This is a genomic window from Tsuneonella sp. HG222, assembly GCF_053819185.1.
Genome location: NZ_JBSOQZ010000002.1, coordinates 624,748 through 641,612 on the forward strand (window position 1 = coordinate 624,748; position 16,865 = coordinate 641,612).

At 67.5% G+C, this 16,865-nt stretch carries 20 protein-coding genes; 13 read left to right on the plus strand and 7 right to left on the minus strand.

Translation table 11 applies throughout. From position 1 onward, the window contains the following. Positions 1 to 62: 62 nt before the first annotated feature. Positions 63 to 551, minus strand: coding sequence for an A24 family peptidase (locus ACWPMZ_RS14630; RefSeq protein WP_455704794.1), 489 nt, complete (start codon positions 549 to 551; stop codon positions 63 to 65). 153 nt (positions 552 to 704) lie between these two features. On the opposite strand from ACWPMZ_RS14630, the gene ACWPMZ_RS14635 reads away from it, so the two are divergent. From ACWPMZ_RS14635 to ACWPMZ_RS14645, 3 genes are read left to right on the plus strand one after another with little or no spacing between them, the layout of a single operon-like run. Beyond that, entirely contained in the window at positions 705 to 1,601 is an 897-nt protein-coding gene (locus ACWPMZ_RS14635) for an alpha/beta fold hydrolase (RefSeq protein WP_455704795.1), read from the plus strand. Further along, positions 1,598 to 2,701, plus strand: a complete 1,104-nt coding sequence (locus ACWPMZ_RS14640; RefSeq protein WP_455704796.1) for an NAD(P)/FAD-dependent oxidoreductase — start codon at positions 1,598 to 1,600, stop codon at positions 2,699 to 2,701. Before ACWPMZ_RS14635 ends, ACWPMZ_RS14640 begins: the two co-directional genes overlap by 4 nt. 50 nt (positions 2,702 to 2,751) lie before the next feature. Beyond that, on the plus strand, positions 2,752 to 2,928 hold the full coding sequence (locus tag ACWPMZ_RS14645; protein ID WP_455704797.1) for a YegP family protein: 177 nt from the start codon (positions 2,752 to 2,754) through the stop codon (positions 2,926 to 2,928). Here ACWPMZ_RS14645 and rnhA read toward each other — a convergent pair. The 3 genes from rnhA to ispH are packed head-to-tail and all read right to left on the minus strand — an operon-like array spanning position 2,925 to position 5,336. Next, positions 2,925 to 3,371 carry a ribonuclease HI gene (gene rnhA / locus ACWPMZ_RS14650; protein ID WP_455704798.1) on the minus strand — a complete coding sequence of 149 codons (447 nt, stop codon included), beginning with the start codon at positions 3,369 to 3,371 and terminating at the stop codon, positions 2,925 to 2,927. The genes ACWPMZ_RS14645 and rnhA overlap by 4 nt on opposite strands. A gap of 14 nt (positions 3,372 to 3,385) precedes the next feature. Beyond that, positions 3,386 to 4,354, minus strand: a complete 969-nt coding sequence (gene thrB / locus ACWPMZ_RS14655) for a homoserine kinase (protein WP_455704799.1) — start codon at positions 4,352 to 4,354, stop codon at positions 3,386 to 3,388. A gap of 7 nt (positions 4,355 to 4,361) precedes the next feature. Beyond that, positions 4,362 to 5,336, minus strand: coding sequence for a 4-hydroxy-3-methylbut-2-enyl diphosphate reductase (gene ispH, locus ACWPMZ_RS14660; protein WP_455704800.1), 975 nt, complete (start codon positions 5,334 to 5,336; stop codon positions 4,362 to 4,364). A gap of 88 nt (positions 5,337 to 5,424) precedes the next feature. Between ispH and ACWPMZ_RS14665 the strand changes: the two genes are divergently transcribed. From ACWPMZ_RS14665 to tatC, 9 genes are all read left to right on the plus strand, one after another. Beyond that, positions 5,425 to 6,072 (plus strand): hypothetical protein, encoded by a 648-nt coding sequence (locus ACWPMZ_RS14665; protein WP_455704801.1) that lies wholly within the window; start codon positions 5,425 to 5,427, stop codon positions 6,070 to 6,072. A gap of 54 nt (positions 6,073 to 6,126) precedes the next feature. Then, positions 6,127 to 7,872, plus strand: a complete 1,746-nt coding sequence (gene argS / locus ACWPMZ_RS14670; RefSeq protein ID WP_455704802.1) for an arginine--tRNA ligase — start codon at positions 6,127 to 6,129, stop codon at positions 7,870 to 7,872. A gap of 4 nt (positions 7,873 to 7,876) precedes the next feature. Beyond that, positions 7,877 to 8,548 carry an SPOR domain-containing protein gene (locus ACWPMZ_RS14675; protein WP_455704803.1) on the plus strand — a complete coding sequence of 224 codons (672 nt, stop codon included), beginning with the start codon at positions 7,877 to 7,879 and terminating at the stop codon, positions 8,546 to 8,548. Between the two features lie 82 nt (positions 8,549 to 8,630). Continuing rightward, complete coding sequence (nagZ, locus tag ACWPMZ_RS14680; protein ID WP_455704804.1) at positions 8,631 to 9,650, plus strand: beta-N-acetylhexosaminidase; 1,020 nt, start codon at positions 8,631 to 8,633, stop codon at positions 9,648 to 9,650. Next, on the plus strand, positions 9,647 to 10,447 hold the full coding sequence (locus ACWPMZ_RS14685; RefSeq protein WP_455704805.1) for a segregation and condensation protein A: 801 nt from the start codon (positions 9,647 to 9,649) through the stop codon (positions 10,445 to 10,447). The genes nagZ and ACWPMZ_RS14685 overlap by 4 nt, the downstream gene beginning before the upstream one ends. Then, positions 10,444 to 11,061: an SMC-Scp complex subunit ScpB gene (scpB, locus tag ACWPMZ_RS14690; RefSeq protein WP_455704806.1), complete on the plus strand. Its 618-nt coding sequence runs from the start codon at positions 10,444 to 10,446 to the stop codon at positions 11,059 to 11,061. The genes ACWPMZ_RS14685 and scpB overlap by 4 nt, the downstream gene beginning before the upstream one ends. A gap of 44 nt (positions 11,062 to 11,105) precedes the next feature. Beyond that, complete coding sequence (tatA, locus tag ACWPMZ_RS14695; RefSeq protein ID WP_455704807.1) at positions 11,106 to 11,324, plus strand: twin-arginine translocase TatA/TatE family subunit; 219 nt, start codon at positions 11,106 to 11,108, stop codon at positions 11,322 to 11,324. 21 nt (positions 11,325 to 11,345) lie between these two features. Continuing rightward, on the plus strand, positions 11,346 to 11,711 hold the full coding sequence (gene tatB, locus ACWPMZ_RS14700) for a Sec-independent protein translocase protein TatB (RefSeq protein ID WP_455704808.1): 366 nt from the start codon (positions 11,346 to 11,348) through the stop codon (positions 11,709 to 11,711). Continuing rightward, positions 11,708 to 12,520 carry a twin-arginine translocase subunit TatC gene (gene tatC, locus ACWPMZ_RS14705; protein ID WP_455704809.1) on the plus strand — a complete coding sequence of 271 codons (813 nt, stop codon included), beginning with the start codon at positions 11,708 to 11,710 and terminating at the stop codon, positions 12,518 to 12,520. Before tatB ends, tatC begins: the two co-directional genes overlap by 4 nt. Before the next feature lie 45 nt (positions 12,521 to 12,565). Here tatC and ACWPMZ_RS14710 read toward each other — a convergent pair whose 3' ends face one another. The 3 genes from ACWPMZ_RS14710 to ACWPMZ_RS14720 all read right to left on the minus strand — a co-directional run bounded on the left by ACWPMZ_RS14710 (position 12,566) and on the right by ACWPMZ_RS14720 (position 15,441). After that, entirely contained in the window at positions 12,566 to 12,769 is a 204-nt protein-coding gene (locus tag ACWPMZ_RS14710; protein ID WP_455704810.1) for a hypothetical protein, read from the minus strand. A 90-nt stretch (positions 12,770 to 12,859) separates the two neighbouring features. Further along, complete coding sequence (locus ACWPMZ_RS14715) at positions 12,860 to 14,545, minus strand: amidohydrolase (protein ID WP_455704811.1); 1,686 nt, start codon at positions 14,543 to 14,545, stop codon at positions 12,860 to 12,862. Then, a complete protein-coding gene (locus tag ACWPMZ_RS14720; RefSeq protein WP_455704812.1) occupies positions 14,542 to 15,441 on the minus strand; it encodes an NAD(P)-dependent oxidoreductase in 900 nt (299 codons plus the stop codon). Before ACWPMZ_RS14720 ends, ACWPMZ_RS14715 begins: the two co-directional genes overlap by 4 nt. A 90-nt stretch (positions 15,442 to 15,531) precedes the next feature. Between ACWPMZ_RS14720 and ACWPMZ_RS14725 the strand changes: the two genes are divergently transcribed. Beyond that, complete coding sequence (locus tag ACWPMZ_RS14725; RefSeq protein ID WP_455704813.1) at positions 15,532 to 16,767, plus strand: threonine ammonia-lyase; 1,236 nt, start codon at positions 15,532 to 15,534, stop codon at positions 16,765 to 16,767. The last annotated feature ends 98 nt before the right edge of the window (positions 16,768 to 16,865 follow it).

Genomic DNA, 16,865 nt, shown 5'->3' on the forward strand with positions numbered 1-16,865 from the left:
CCCTCAAATGGAAATGGCGTTAAGATTGACGGCACATAGGCCGGCATTGGTTAAAATCGGGTTCACCCCAATCCTCCCGCCGCGGCGGGCGCGGCAGTCAGATACTGTGACGACAGGGCCCACAGGCCCGCGCAGGCGATGGCGACGCCGTAGGGCACCGCCAGGCGTTCCTTGCGGCCGCGCATCATGTGCCAGGCGGCGAGGACCACGGTCAGGACCCCGCCGAGCAGGGCCATGACGACCAGCAGCTTGAGAAACCAGGAGGGCTCGATCCACAGTGCGAGCGCGGTCAGCAGCTTGACGTCGCCGCCGCCCATCGCACGCATGGCGAACAGGCCGGCGAGTACGACGAAGGCAGCGAGCGCGACGCCCAGTTGCCAGCCGATCTCGCCCAGCGACAGGCCGCTCGCCCACCAGAACAGCGGAGCGCCCGCGGCGATGGCGGCGTTCAGCCAGTTCCCGATCTGGCGGGAGCGCAGATCGGTGAACGCGGCAACCAGCAGCCCGATTGCCAAGGCCGCAAGCAGTCCATATTTGAACGGATCGTCCAACACCGAAGCCCCCGATAAATCCCGAGCATCAGTGCTAGCGATCAGGGCTTACCAAATAGTAACCACGGGCAGGAGGCTGGAATTAGCCACGCTGACAAGGCGAAAACGGCGGGATTCGACCGCCGCGCCATTCCTGCCGATGCGCGCGAGAGCATGTGGCGCGCGCCCGATGGCCATGCGATCCGCCGGATCGACTGGCCCGCGCCGGCGGGCGCGCCGCGCGGCAGCATCCTGTTCCTGCCGGGGCGGGGCGATGCCTACGAGAAATATCTCGAGACGCTGGAGCATTGGCGCGGCCGGGGCTGGCAGGTGACCGCGGCCGACTGGCGCGGGCAGGCGGGGTCCGGGCGGCTCGGCGCCGATGACGTGACCGGCCATATCGACGACTTTGCGATCTGGATCGCCGACCTCGCCGCCTTCTGGCGCGACTGGGCCGCCGAACGCATTGGCCCGCGGGTCCTTGCCGGGCACTCGATGGGTGGGCACCTTGTCCTGCGGGCGGTCGCGGAAGGGGCGGTGCGGCCCGACGCGCTGGTGCTCTCCGCACCGATGCTGGGCGTCCATCCTGCCTTCGTGCCCCTTGGCCTGCAAAACTTCGCCGCCGGCATCATGAGCCGCATCGGCGACCCCCGGCGCACCGCCTGGAAGTGGAGCGAGAAGCCGGGCGAGTTTCCTGCGGGGCGGCAGGAACTGCTGACAGCCGACGATGCCCGCTATGCCGACGAGGCCTGGTGGCGCTCCGCCCGGCCCGAGCTCGCCATGGGGCCCGGGAGCTGGGGCTGGACCCGCGCGGCGCTGGCATCGTGCAGGCTGCTCCAGCGGCCGGGTCTGCTCGAGCGGATCGATGTTCCCACGATCGTTCTCTCCACCGCGGGCGACAGGCTGGTCGATCACCGGGCCGTCGCCCGCGCGGCGGCGCGCATCCCAGGGGCCGAATTCGTCGCGTTCGAAGCCGACGCGCGCCACGAACTGCTGCGCGAGGCGGATCCGGTGCGCGACCGTGCGCTGGCCGCAATCGATGGGTTCCTCGACCGGGTGGTCGCTGCGTGACCGAGAGATACGACATCGCAGTCGTCGGCGCCGGTATGGCAGGGGCGAGCATCGCTGCCGAGCTGGCGCCCAATGCGCGCGTGGTGATGCTGGAGGCAGAAGACCGGCCGGGCTACCACTCCACCGGGCGCTCCGCGGCGTTCTGGGAGGCATGTTACGGCGGGCCCGACATCGTGCCCCTTTCGCTGGCATCCGAACCGTACCTGCGGGAACATGGTTTCCTGTCTCCGCGCGGCGCGCTCTACGTCGCCCGCACAGGGCAGGAACCGGCGATCGAGACTTTCGTCGAGCGATTCGCCCAGAGCGCCGTCACCATCGATCGTGTGGGACGCGCAGCACTCGAACGGCTGATCCCCGGCATCCGCGCCGGCTGGGACCACGCGCTGGCCGAACCAGACTGCGCGGATATCGACGTCGCGGGGCTGCATCAGCACTATCTCGCCAAGGGGCGCGGGGCGGAGGTAGCGCTCCGTTGCCGGTCGCGAGTCGAGAAACTTGAGCGCGAGGGCGAGGGATGGCTGATCGGCCTGTCCGACGGGGCGGAAGTCCGTGCCCGGATTGTCGTCAATGCCGCCGGAGCCTGGGCCGATACCCTCGCCCGGACTGCCGGGGCCCGGCCGCTCGGTATCCAACCCCTGCGGCGCACGGTGGCCCAATTGCGAACAGCACCTGCTCCGCCGTCCAACCTGCCGCTGGTCCTCGACATCGAGGGCGCATTCTACTTCAAGCCCGAGAGCGGCAAGCTATGGCTTAGCCCGCACGACGAGACGCCGAGCCAGGCCTGCGATGCCGCGCCCGAGGAACTGGACGTCGCGCTGGCGATCGATCGGTTCGAGCAGGTCGTCGATTGGAAGATCGAGGCGGTCGAGCACAAGTGGGCCGGCTTGCGCAGCTTCACGCCCGACAGGTTGCCCGTCTACGGCTTCGATCCGCAGGTGCCCGGCTTCTTCTGGTTTGCCGGCCAGGGGGGATTCGGCATCCAGACCGCGCCCGCAGCCGCCCGACTCGGAGCACAGCTCCTGCTGGGGCGGGCGCGCGACGGGATGACGGCCGGGCTCCATGCGGCTCTCTATGCGCCCGGCAGGGCGGGGCTGGCCTAGCGCGCCGAATTCGCTAGTCTGGCGGCGGGGTCGCGGCGCGGGAGACAACCATGGCGCATGTGTTCGAAATCTATCGGGACAAGGCCGGCGAGTACCGGGTCCGCTTCAAGTACAATTCCGAGACGATGTTCTCGACTGAAGGCTATGCGAGCAAGGCCAGCGCGCGGAATGCGATCGACTCCATCGTCAAGAACGGTCCCGGCGCCCCGATCGAGGACAACAGCTAGGCGCGCCTGACGGCGAGCGCTTCTGCCTGGTCGGACGCGATGCGGTCGACCCGCTCGTTCTCCGGGTGGCCGGCATGGCCCTTGACCCAGATCCACTTGACCGCGTGGGGAGCGGCGGCGGCGATCATCTCGTGCCACAGGTCCTCGTTGCGGACGGGTTTCTTGCTGGCGTTGATCCAGCCCTTGCGCTGCCAGCCTTCGATCCACTTGGTTATGCCGTCGATGACATAGCGGCTGTCGGTGTGGAGCAGCACTTCGCAGGGCTCGATCAACGCCTCGAGCGCGCGGATCACCGCGGTCATTTCCATGCGGTTGTTGGTGGTGTCGCGCTCTCCGCCCGATAGTTCCTTTTCGTGACGACCCATGCGCAGCAACGCACCCCAGCCGCCCGGCCCGGGGTTGCCCTTGCACGCACCGTCGGTGAAGATTTCGACCCGTTTCATGGTCCCGCCTTGCCTCAGGCCGGGGCGGAGGAAAAGGCCGCGGGCCCAGCCTGCGCGTAAAATTGCAGGCGCCGGGCGAAGTCCAACGGGTCCTTGCGGGTGACCAGCGCATCGGCCGGGGTATGCAGCCAGTCGTAGGCACGGCTTGCCAGGAAGCGCATCGCCGCGCCGCGCGCCAGAACCGGAAGCGCCTCGCGTTCGGCGGCGGACAACGGCCTTGGCTCCTCGTATCCGGCCAGCAGCGCTGCCGAAACCTCGGGGCGGAACGCGCCGTCGGCTTCGAAGCACCAGGCTGCGTGAGTCACAGCCAGATCGTAGGCGGTGGTGTCGGTGCAAGCGAAATAGAAGTCGATCAGCCCGCTCACCCGGCTGCCGAGCATCAGGACGTTGTCCGGGAACAGGTCCGCGTGGATGACCGATCTGGGGAGATCGGCGGGCCAGTTTGTGGCCAGAAACGCCAGTTCCGCGTCGACCAGCGCCGGCAGCTCGGCAGAAATCGACGCCAGGTCCGCGGGGGGGCAGTCGGAGAGCATCGCCTGCCACGCATCGAAGCCCATCGCGTTGGGGCGCTGGCCGGCGAAGTCCTGCGCGGCAGCGTGGACCCCGGCCAGTGCCGCACCGACGGCGCGGGCCTGCTGCGCGGTTGGCCGCTCGATCGAGACGCCCGGCAGGAACTCGATCAGGGCGACCGCCTTGCCGTCCAGTTCGCGCCAGGCTGCCCCGGCGCGGTCGTGGATGGTACGCGGGACCGGGCATCCCTTGGCGGAAAGGTGGTCCAGCAGTCCCAGGAAGAACGGCAGGTCTTTGGTGTCGATGCGCCGCTCGTACATCGTCAGGATGTAGCGGCCCGTCGTGGTCTCGATCAGCCAGTTCGAGTTGGACACGCCCTCCGCGATGCCCTTGGCGGAAACGAGGCTGCCGACGTCGAATTCGGCAACGAGGCCGCTGAATTCGTCGGCTGAAAGATGCGTGTAAACCGCCATCGGCGGCTCAGTCGACGAGCTGGCGGGGCAGCTTGAAGACGATTTTTTCCTCGGTCGTCACCACCGGGCACTCCTCGATTTCGCGCCACTCGGCCAGGCGCTCGATCACTTCGCGCACCAGGGTTTCCGGAGCCGAGGCACCTGCGGTCAGGCCCAGCGTGCCGACTCCTTCGAGCCATGCCGGATCGATCTCGCTCGCCCGCTGGATCAGCCGGGCATCGGTGCCGCAGCGCTCCGCCACTTCGACCAGGCGCAGCGAGTTTGACGAATTGGGCGCGCCGATCACCAGTACCAGATCGCTGCCCGGGGCGATCATCTTCACTGCGGCCTGGCGGTTGGAGGTGGCGTAGCAGATGTCCTCCGCCTTGGGCCCGACGATATCGGGGAACCGCTGGCGCAGGGCCTCGACCACCTTTGCGGTGTCGTCCACCGACAGTGTCGTCTGCGTGAGGAAGGCCAGCGCCCGGTCGGGGGCGAAGTTCAGCGCGGCCACATCCTCGACCGTCTCGACCAGGGTCATTCCGCCTTCGGGCACCTGCCCGAACGTGCCGATGACCTCAGGGTGACCCTTGTGGCCGATGAAGATGATGTGGCGTCCCGCCTCGATCTGACGCTCGGCCTGGCGGTGCACCTTGCTGACCAGCGGGCAGGTGGCATCGAGATAGTCGAGCCCGCGATCCCGCGCCTCGGCCGGAACCGACTTGGGCACGCCGTGCGCGCTGAACACCACCGGCGCGCCATCGGGCACCTGATCGAGTTCCTCGACGAAAACCGCGCCCTTGGCCCTCAGCCCGTCGACGACGAAGCGGTTGTGGACGATCTCGTGCCGGACATAGACCGGCGCGCCGTACCGCTCGATCGCCCGGTCGACGATCTCGATGGCCCGGTCGACCCCGGCACAGAACCCGCGCGGGGCGGCGATCAGCACGGTCAGCGGAAGCTTGACCGCGGTCTTGTCGGAAGTTTGAAATGGCGCGTTCATCCGGGCGGCTCTAGCCGTTGTGCCGCGGCGGCGAAAGGGCTAGGGCCGCGCCCTTGAGGCCACGGCCCCCGATTGACGAGGACTTTCCATGAATTTGCGTATCGCCGCCATCATCGGGTTGAGCACCATCGCGCTCGCAGGCTGCAAGTCGCAAGGCGAACTCGTGCTCGAACAGGGTGTCGGCGTCACGGCCCTGCGGACGGCCTGCCCGTCGGTCGGGGTTCCGGACTTCACCGGCGACGTCACGCTGTTCTCCTCGCCCACGTCGCGCACCGTCGATGCGCTGGACGTGACGGCCGCGATCACCAACGTCCGTTCGACCTGCAACGATTCGGGCGAGAAGGTTTATGCGCAAGCCGACTTCGACGTCATCGGCCAGCGTCGCAATACCCAGGGCGCGCGGCAGGTGCAGCTGCCCTATTTCTCCACCGTCGTTCGCGGTGGCAGCGCGGTCGTCGCCAAGCGCGTGGGTACGGTGACGCTCGATTTCGCCGACGGCCAGGCCCGGGCGGTGTCGCGCGCGTCCGCCGGTGCTTATGTCGACCGGGCGGAAGCGACCCTGTCGGACGAGATCAAGCAACGCATCACGCGCAAGCGCCGCCCGGGCGAGATCGAGGCGGCCGTCGATCCGCTGGCCGAACCAGCCGTGCGGGCCGCGATCTCGCGCGCTACATTCGAACTGCTGGTCGGTTTCAACCTGACGCAGGACCAGTTGGCGTACAACGCGACCCGCTAGGGCCGCCGCGCTAATCCTTTCCCGCGCGGCGCATCTGCGCTAACGGCGCGGCCCATGTCCGAAGCCCAGACTCTCTATGCCGCGTTCGCGGCCAGCATCGCCAGTGCCCTCGACGATTTGGAGGCTGACGGCGCCTTGCCGCCGGGGCTGCCGCGCGGTGCGGTCAATGTCGAACCGCCGCGGGATCCGTCGCACGGAGACCTGGCGACGAACGCTGCCATGGTGCTGGCCAAGCCGGCCGGCACCAACCCCCGCGCCCTCGCCGAGGGCCTGGTAGCCAAGTTGCTGGCCGATCCGGCCGTCGCCAGTGCCGAAGTCGCTGGCCCGGGCTTCATCAACCTGAGGCTGGATGCCGACGCCTGGCGGGCGGAACTCGACGCGATCGCCGCGATGGGCAACGACTATGGGCGGTCGACACTCGGTTCCGGCCGGACGGTCAATATCGAATACGTCTCGGCCAATCCGACCGGGCCGATGCACATGGGGCATTGCCGCGGGGCAGTGGTCGGCGATGCGCTCGCCAGCTTGCTCGAATTCGCCGGGCACGATGTCGTGCGCGAATACTACATCAATGATGCCGGGGCGCAGGTGCAGACGCTCGCCCGCTCGGTCCACCTGCGCTATCGCGAGGCGCTGGGCGAGGACATCGGCGACATTCCCGAAGGCTTTTACCCCGGCGATTACCTCGTTCCGATCGGGCAGGCGCTGGCTGGCGAATTCGGCGACCGGTATGTCGGCGCGGCCGAAAGCGAGTGGCTCGACCTGTTCCGCACCCGCGCGGTCGCCGCCATGATGGACATGATCCGCCAGGACCTCGCGCTCCTCGGCATCCACCACGACGTCTTCGCCTCGGAAGCGGAACTGCAGGCGGCGAAGAAGCCCGAGGCGGCCGAAGCCTGGATGCGCCAGCACGATCTGGTGTTCGACGGCCTGCTCGAAGCGCCCAAGGGCAAGACGCCTGAGGACTGGGAGCCGGTCGAGCTGCCGCTGTTCCGTGCCAGCAAATTCGGCGACGATCAGGACCGCCCGATCCGCAAGAGCGACGGAAAATGGACCTATTTCGGCGCCGACCTTGCCTATCACATGCAGAAGGCGTCGGGTGCCGACGAACTGATCGACATCTGGGGCGCCGATCACGCGGGCACGGTCAAGCGGATCAAGGCCGCTGTGGCCGCGCTGGCCGAAGGGGAAGGCAAGACAATCCCGTTCGATGTGAAGCTGGTGCAGATGGTCCAGCTCCTGCGCGGCGGCGAGCCGGTGAAGATGTCGAAGCGGGCGGGCACTTTCGTCACGCTGGCGGACGTCGTGAACGAGGTGGGCAAGGATGTGGTCCGCTTCACCATGCTGACCCGCAAGCCCGAAGCGCAGATGGACTTCGACTTCGCCAAGGTGGTCGAGGCGTCGAAGGACAATCCCGTCTTCTACGTCCAGTATGCGCATGCGCGGATCCATTCGACGCTGCGCAAGGCGGCGGCGGAAGGCCTGGGCCCTTCGCGGGACAATCTTGCGCTTCTCGGCGAGGACGAACTGGCACTGGTGAAGCTGGCGGCCCAGTTCCCGCGCATCATCGAGGCTGCGGCGCAGGCGCGCGAGCCGCACCGCATCGCCTTTTATCTCTACGATCTTGCCGCAGCGTTCCATGCGTTCTGGAACATGGGGAATGACGACCCGCACAAGCGCATCATCCTGGCACAGGAGCCCGCCCTGACCGGCGCAAGGCTTTTCCTCGCCAGCCAAATCGGGCAGGTTATTCGTAACGGTCTCGGTATATTGGGGGTCGAGGCAGTCGAGGAGCTCTGAGGTCATGGCCATCGCGGGGGACAAGGACGAGTTCGGCGAGAAGTTTCCTGCCGAGGAACTGGCCTTCGCCGACGAGGACGAGCGGCTGCCCTGGCTCGAATCCGACGACGACTACGAAGAAGGCGGGGTGGACACCGGCCGCCTGGTCACATTCATCGTGGGATCTCTCGTCCTGCTGGCGGCGATCATCGGTGGCGGGTATTTCCTGCTGCGCGACCGGCCCGATCCGGCGATGGTCGCGGATGGCAGCGTGATCGAAGCGCCCGAAGCGCCCTACAAGGAAAAGCCTGCCGATCCCGGCGGCTCTCTTGCAGCTGGCACGGGCGACACGAGTTTCGCTGTGGCTGAAGGCCGCACGCCCCCCTCGCGGCTCGCCACGGGCGGCAATGCCCCCGCGCCGAGCATCGACCGCGAACCGGCCGAGGCACCTACGGGTGGCGGCGGCGTAGGAGTCCAGGTCGGCGCCTATTCGAGCAAGGAGCGGGCCGAGGAAGGCTGGCAGGCACTATCCGCCCGCCATCCCGCGCTTTCGGGCGTGAGTCACCGGGTCACGCCCGGCATGGCCGACGGGGCCACGGTGTTCCGGCTCCAGGCCGTTGCTGGTAGCGCGGCCGGTGCACAGGAACTGTGCGCCAACCTCAAGGCCGCCGGGGCGGACTGCCAGGTCAAGAACTGATCCGCCCGGCAGGGTTACTGTCCACACCGCCCTGTCGCGCGGAACTTGCCCGGGCGCGCCAATCCGCTGCATACCCTGCCGCATGACGCCCGCCATCTTCGGCCTTTCCGGTACCACCCTGACCGACGACGAGCGCGCCTTCTTCCTGGAGGCCGATCCCGCCGGCTACATCCTGATGGGGCGCAATATCGAAACCCGCGCGCAGGTCCGCGCGCTGACCGATCAACTGCGGGCCATCCACGGCCGGGACGCCCTGCTCATTTCGATCGACCAGGAAGGCGGGCGCGTGCAGCGCATGAAGACGCCCGAATGGCTGGCCTTTCCGCCCGGTTCGGTGTTCGACGCGCTGTACGAACGCGCGCCGGCCAGCGCCATTGAGGCGGCCCGCGCGAATGCCGAAGCGCTCGGCCACGATCTGGCGGAAGTGGGGATTACCTGCACTCACGCGCCGGTGCTCGACGTGCGCCAGCCCGGCACCCACGACGCGATCGGCGACCGCGCCTACGGCTACGAGCCTTTGCGAGTCGCGGCGATCGGCCGCGCCGTGCTCGACGGGCTCGGGCGGGCCGGGGTTGCCGGGACGATCAAGCACATGCCCGGGCACGGGCGCAGCACGGTCGATAGCCACAAGGACCTGCCGCGTATCACCGCGACCGACGGCGAGCTGGAGAGTGACCTCGCCCCCTTCATCGCCTTGCGCGATGCGCCCATCGGCATGACGGGCCATCTCGTGTTCGACGCGTGGGATCCGGACCGCCCCGCCACGCAGTCGCCGCTGGTGATCGAACGGATCATCCGCCAGCGCATCGGCTTCGACGGGCTTCTGCTGACCGACGACCTCGACATGGAGGCGCTGAGCGGTTCGGTGCCCGAGCGCGCGCGGGTTTCGCTGGCCGCCGGCTGCGACATTGCGCTCAACTGCTGGGCCAAGATGGACGACATGGTCGGCATTGCCGATTGCCTCCCGGCGATGTCCGACGCGACGAGGGCGCGCCTCGACCGGGCGCACGAGGGTATGGGCCGGGAGCAACGCTCCGGCGCGCAGGCGGACCTGATCGCCAAACGCGACGCACTGCTCGAAGCTGCCGGCGTCAGGGCATGATCGAAGACGGCCTCCTGTTCGAACCCGCTTCGGCGAGCGAGGACTGGGATGGCCCGGGTGCCGCCCCGGCGGACGACACCGCGCTCTATCTGGAGCTCGACGGGTGGGAAGGACCGCTCGACCTGCTGCTCGACCTTGCCCGCAGGCAGAAGGTCGACCTGCGCGAGATTTCGATCCTCGCTCTCGTGGACCAGTACATTGCCTATATCGACCGGGCCGGCGCGATGAAGCTGGAGATCGCTGCCGACTACCTGGTGATGGCCGCCTGGCTGGCCTTCCTCAAGTCGGCCATGCTGTTGCCCAAGGAGGAGCAGGAGGACCCGAGCCCGGAAGAGCTGGCGCTGCGCCTGCAGCTCCGCCTCCAGCGGCTGGGCGCCATGCGCGAGGCTGCGGCACGGCTGATGGCTCGCGACCGCATCGGGCGTGACGTGTTCCTGCGCGGCGCGCCCGAAGGATTGCGGATCGACCGGAAGAATGCCTGGCAATGCGACTGGTTCGGGCTCGTGTCCGCCTATGCCCAGGTCAAGGCACGCAACGAAGTGGTCGTCCACATGGTCCGGGAGCGGCCGGTGATGACGCTGGATTCGGCTCTCGATCGCGTTTCGGCCATGCTGGGCGTAACGCTGGACTGGATGGAATTGCGATCGTTCCTGCCCCGCCATTCCGATCCCCGCTTGGCCCGTTCCGCGTTGGCGTCGAGCTTCGTCGCAGCGCTCGAACTGGCGCGGCTCGGAAGGGCCGAGATGCGGCAGGAAAAAACCTTCGGGCCGCTGCACCTGCGCCGGCTTGCCGGATGAGCGACCCCGACGATCTCGTCCGCGGCCTCGAGGCTACGCTGTTCGCCGCCGAAGAGCCGATGACGGCCGAGCAATTGTCCGCCCACCTCGGCGGCGCGCCGGTGGAAGAGCCGCTTCAGCGCCTGCAGGCGCAATACGGCAATCGCGGCATCCACCTCGTTGAGCGGGGCGGGCGCTGGCAGTTCCAGACCGCGCCCGACCTCGCGCATCTCCTGCGGCGCGAGAAGGAACACGTCCGCCGCCTGAGCCGCGCCGCGACGGAGGTCCTGGCGATCGTCGCCTATCACGAACCCGTGAGCCGCGCCGAGATCGAGGCGATCCGCGGCGTGCAGACCAGCGCGGGCACGCTCGATGTCCTGATGGAAGCGGGCTGGGTGCGTGTCGCGGGGCGCCGCGAGGTGCCGGGCCGCCCCGTGATCTATGCGACGACACCGGAATTTCTCGGCCACTTCGGGCTGGCCAGCCGCAAGGACCTGCCCGGTATCGAAGAACTCAAGGCCGCCGGCCTGCTGGACCCGGTCGACGAGGCTTACGAAGCGATGGTTACACATCCCGAGCCGGAGGAAGAAAACGACGAGCCCGCGCTGCTGGAAAACGGCGAGGAAAGCGCCTAGACTCGCGGGCAAGCCGGCATCAGGCCGGCATTTGGAGAATTCGCGTGAAACCCGGCATCTGGCAGATCGTCGTCATCGCGCTCATCATTCTGGTGCTCTTCGGCCGCGGCCGGATCTCCGAGATGATGGGCGATTTCGGCAAGGGCATTAAGTCGTTCAAGAAGGGCATCGCGGAGGTCGACGACGTCAAGGCTTCCAGCCGGATCGATGTGGCGGCCGAAGACCGCGCCCCCGTGCACACGGCCGACAAGTCCGCCGGCTGATCTTTTAGGCAGCGCTGAAGCATGTTCGGTATCGATGCCCAGGAATTGCTCGTCATCGTCATCGTGGCGGTGCTGGTGATCGGTCCCAAGGACATGCCGCGCGCGATGCGCATGGCGGGCAAGTGGATTGCCAAGGTGCGCCGTGTTTCCGGTCATTTCCGCGCAGGGGTCGAGACCATGATCCGCGAGGCGGAAATGGACGAGATGGAAAAGAAATGGGCCGAACAGAACGCGCGGATCATGCGCGAGCACCCGGCCGACGCACCGCCGGAGATGGAGCCCACCGGGGCCTATCCGGCACGATCGGTCTCCGCCGAGGATCGCGCGGCGACCGCACCACCGAAGAAAACCGACGAGCCGCAACTCCCGCTTAGCGATCCGGAATGACCAAGCTCTTCAACATCCGCGACATCGACGACACGCAGGCGCCGTTGCTCGATCACTTGATCGAACTGCGCCAGCGGCTGATGCGGGCGTTCATCGCGCTCGCCATCGCATTCGGTGTCTGCCTCTATTTCGCCGACGACGTCTTCTCGATCCTTGTCCGGCCGCTTGCCGACGCGTTTCCCGAAGGGCAGGGCAAGCTGATTTACACGAAGCTCTACGAAGCGTTCTTCGTGGAAGTGAAGGTCGCGATGTTTGCGGCGTTCTTCATCAGCTTCCCGGTGATCGCCAACCAGCTCTGGGCGTTCGTGGCGCCGGGTCTGTACCGCAAGGAAAAGCGCGCCTTCCTGCCGTTCCTGATCGCCACGCCGGTGCTGTTCACCGCGGGCGCAAGCCTGGCCTATTTCGTGGTTATGCCCACGGCCTTCAAATGGTTCCTCGGGTTTCAGGGCACGGCGGCCGGGCTGCAGCAGGAAGCGTTGCCGGCAATGGGCGATTACCTGGACCTGGTAATGCGCTTCATCCTGGCCTTCGGGATCAGCTTCCTGCTTCCGGTGCTGCTGCTGCTGCTCAACCGGGCGGGCCTGGTAAGTCGCGCGCAGCTTGCCGATGCCCGGCGCTACGTGATCGTGGCGGTGTTCATCATCGCGGCTGTGATAACGCCGCCCGACGTAATCTCTCAGTTGATGCTCGCCGCGCCGCTGCTGCTGCTGTTCGAAGGGTCGCTGGTGATCATGCGCTTCACCGAAGGCAAGGCGGAGCGCGAGAAGTCGGACACCGACGACAAAAAGGACGTCGCAGTCCCCGAGTAAGGGAACCGCGACGTCGCTTTTAATCGATAGAGTTGTCGGACCGGCCTACGGGCTGGTCGGGGAATCCTCGTCCGCCACGATCAGCAGCGTGAAGCCGATCGCAAGAGCGAAGATGAGCACGAACCAGCCGGCGTCGGTCATGTTCTCGGCCTGAGTGACCGAACTGGCCTGGCGTTCCTGCGCTGCGACCGGCGCGGCGATGAGCGAAGTCGCTGCCGCTGCCGCGAAAATCTTGCTGGTCGTTTTCATGGATTCTCCTTTTCCTCCCGCCCGCAACGTCTGGAATCGACCCTGGTTCCGCGATTTGTGCGGGAGCAAGCAAATTTCCGGTGGCTCGTCTTACCGCGTGATGCGGCGCGCTCCTTCGTCCGGAATATCGCCCGAATTCCCCGAGACCCGCACCCCTCCGATCCACGTCTGCAGGACCCGGATCGCGCGCATCTCGTCGGGGTTGGCCATCAGGGGATCGCGGTCGAGAACCAGGAAGTCCGCCCGCTGGCCGGGCTTGAGTTCGCCGAACCGCCCGTCGGCGAATCCTGCGTAAGCCGCGCCGGAGGTGTAGGCGGCGAGCGCCTGCTCACGGCTTATGGTCTCCTCTGGACGCCAGCCGCCGAACGGTTCGCCGTCCGCACCGGTCCGGCTGATCGCCGCCGCCATGCCGGCAAACGGATCGGGCGCCTCGACCGGCGCGTCCGACCCGAAGGCGAGCAGCGCCCCGGCCGCCAGGATGGAGCGCCATGCGTAGGCGCCGGTCAGGCGCGCGGGCCCAAGGCGAGCTTCGGCCATGAGCCGGTCGCTCGGCTGGTGGACCGGCTGCATCGACGCGATCGTGCCGTGCTGGGCAAAGCGGGGAATGTCCGCCGGGTCTACCACTTGCGCATGCTCGATGCGCCAGCGGCGGTCCCCGCCGTAGGTTTCGCTCAATTCCTCGATCGCGTTGAGGACCTCCGCATTCGCGGCATCGCCGATCGCGTGCACGGCCACCTGGAAGCGGTCGATGGCCGCGCGGCTCATGTAATTGCGCAGTTCCGTACCGTCGACCAGCCGCAGTCCGGAGTTCCGCGGGTCGTCCGCATAAGGGGCCTTGAGCCACGCGCCGCGCGAACCGAGCGCGCCGTCGAGGTAGAGCTTGATGCCCTCCATCCGCAGGCGATCGTCGTAGAGCCAGGTTGTCGGTTTCGGCCCGCCGATGAGCTCCATCGTGGCGATGTCTCCCGCGTACGACATTATTCGGATGCGCAGCCGGCCTTCGTCTCCCGCGCGGCGAAAGGTCATCCAGTCCTCCGCGCTCGTGCCCATGTCGGCAACGGCGGTGACCCCGCTGGCGATCAGCCGTTCCTGTGCCTTGACGAATGCAACGTCGCTGTCTTCCGGCCGCAGCTTGGGGACGTGCTTTTCCACCAGCGCAGTCGCGGCATCGACCAGCACGCCCGCCGGCGCTCGGCTGCCGGGCAGGCGTTCGATCCGGCCGCCCGCTGGATCGGCGGTCTTGTCCGTCACGCCCGCCGCGGCAAGCGCCAGGCTGTTCGCCCAGCCCGCGTGCCCGTCCACCCGTTCGAGCCAGACGGGCCGGTCGCCCGCGACGGCGTCCAACTCTGCGGCGGTCGGAAAGCGGCCCAGGCCCCAAGTCTCCTGGTTCCAGCCGCGCCCGGTGATCCACGGACGATCCGGGTACTCGCGGGCATAGGCGGCGATCTTGGCCTGCGCCTCGGCCAAGGACTTCGTATCCGACAGGTCCAGCGTGATGAGCGAGAGGCCCAGATCCATTACGTGGACGTGCGAATCGATCAGGCCGGGGATGACCGTGCGCCCGCGCCCATCCTCGCGAAAATCGACCCGCGGCACCTTGTCGCGCCGGTCGAGGACTTGCGAAATCCGGCCCTGGTTATCGATGACCATGGCGGAAAAGCGCGTGACCTTGCCGTCGCGGGCGATCGAAATGCCGTTGATGTTGTCGACCAGGGTGTCGGCCAGCGCGGGGGAAGCGCTCATCAACGCCAGCGCGGCACATGCCAGGCGGATCATGCCCTTGCCTCCGCCAGGTGGCGGATGAGGGCGCTGGTATCCTGGCGTCCGCCGCCCAGCTGCTGGACCTCGCCATACCAGCCGTCGACCGAGCGCGCGGTCGGCAGGTCGAGGCCCATGGCAGTGCCTTCCGCAAGCGCGATCGCAAGGTCCTTGCGCATCCAGTCGACGGCGAAGCCGAAGTCGAATTCGCCGGCCGCCATCGTTTTCCAGCGGTTTTCCATCTGCCAGGACTGCGCTGCGCCGCCAGAGATCGCTTCCAGCACCCGGTCCATTTCGAGCCCCGCCGCCTGCGCGAACCTCACGCCTTCCGCCAGGCCGGCCAGGACGCCCGCGATGCACAGCTGGTTGACCGCTTTGCAGGCCTGGCCAGCGCCGGGGCCGCCGATATGGACCGCCCGCGCGGCATAAGCCTGCATGATCGGGCGGGCAGCCGCCATCGCCGCCTCGCTCCCGCCGCACATGATCGCCAGCCGGCCGCTCTCCGCGCCCGCCTGCCCGCCGGATACCGGTGCGTCGAGCGCCAGGATGCCGCGCGCGTCGGCCGCTTCCGCGATCGTGCGGGCGATGCCGGGCGAAACGGTCGTATGGTCGATGAACAGCGATCCGGGCGCCATCGCCGCTAGCGCGCCTGCCTCGCCCATCGTCACCGCAGCCAGATCGTCGTCGTTGCCCACGCAGGCGATCACGACATCCTGCTCGGCCGCCGCTTCCTGCGGCGTCGGCGCGCCTGCGACCGCCAGTTTGTCGGCGCTGTGCCGTTCCAGCCAGGCCTCGGCACGCGCGGGCGTGCGGTTGTAAACGGTGACCGTGTGACCGGCGCGGGCCAGGTGCCCGGCCATCGGCCCGCCCATGACGCCCAGGCCCAAAAAGGCGATGCGTTTGAATTCGCTCATGCGCGCCTCCTGCCGCCTTGCCGGGGCCAAAGCAATCGTTGTGCGCTTGGCGTTTCCCTTGGCGGCAAATTACCCTACGGGCCGGAGCCGATGAGCGAAGCCGATCCCGCACTCGACCTCCTGACGCTGGCCGATATCGAAGCGGCTGCGGGGCGTATCGGCGGTGCGGTGGTCCGCACGCCCACGATGTACTCGAAGACGCTTTCGGCGATCACCGGCGCCGAGATCTGGCTCAAGTTCGAGAACCTGCAGTTCACGGCGGCCTACAAGGAGCGCGGCGCGCTCAACGCCCTGCTGCTGATGGACGAGGAACGCCGCAGCCGCGGGGTGATCGCCGCATCGGCCGGCAACCATTCGCAGGGGCTGAGCTATCACGGCACCCGTCTGGGCGTGCCGGTGCATATCGTCATGCCCAAGACCACGCCGGTGGTGAAGATCATGCAGACCGAGCAGGTCGGCGGCAAGGTCGTGCTGGAAGGGGAAACCTTCGACGAGGCCAATGCTCATGCCCGGTCGATGGAAAAGCAGCTCGGCCTGACCTTCGTCCATCCGTTCGACGATCCAAACGTGGCGGCGGGGCAGGGCACCGTGGCGCTGGAAATGCTGGCCGACGCTCCCGAGATCGAGACGCTGGTCGTGCCGATCGGCGGCGGTGGGCTGATTTCGGGCATGGCGACCGTGGCCAAGGCGACCGATCCCGGCATCGAGGTCATCGGCGTACAGGCCCAGCTGTTCCCTTCGATGTACGACCGCATCAAGCATGCCAGCCTGCCGTGCGGGGGCGATACGCTGGCGGAAGGCATCGCGGTCAAGGAACCGGGCGAATTCACCTCGCAGATTATCTCTGCGCTCGTCGACGACATCCTGCTGGTTAGCGAACCCGATTTGGAAAAGGCCGTCGCGCTGCTGCTGCAGATCGAAAAGACCGTGGTCGAAGGGGCCGGCGCCGCCGGGCTCGCGGCCGTGCTGGCCAACAAGGAGCGGTTCGCCGGCAAGAAGGTCGGTCTCGTGCTGTGCGGCGGCAATATCGACACGCGCCTGTTGGCCAACGTCCTGCTGCGAGACCTCGCCCGCCAGGGTCGCCTGGCAAGGCTGCGGATTACCCTGCAGGACCGCCCGGGCGCGCTTTATCGCGTGATGGAGGAATTCAATTCCCACCACGTCAACATCCTCGAGATCTATCACCAGCGGATCTTCACCGACCTGCCCGCCAAGGGCCTGGTGACCGACATCGAGTGCGAGGCGCGCGACCGCGCTCAGCTCGACAAACTCGTCGCGGCGCTGCGGGCCAAGGGCTACGCGGTTAGCCAAGTGGAGCTCAACTGACCGAAAACGGAGCAGTTCGCCCAAACCGCGCGCCCGATGTGCAAATTAACCCTGCACGCGAACGATTTTATGGTTAAGAGTCTTTGGTGCAGCGAGTC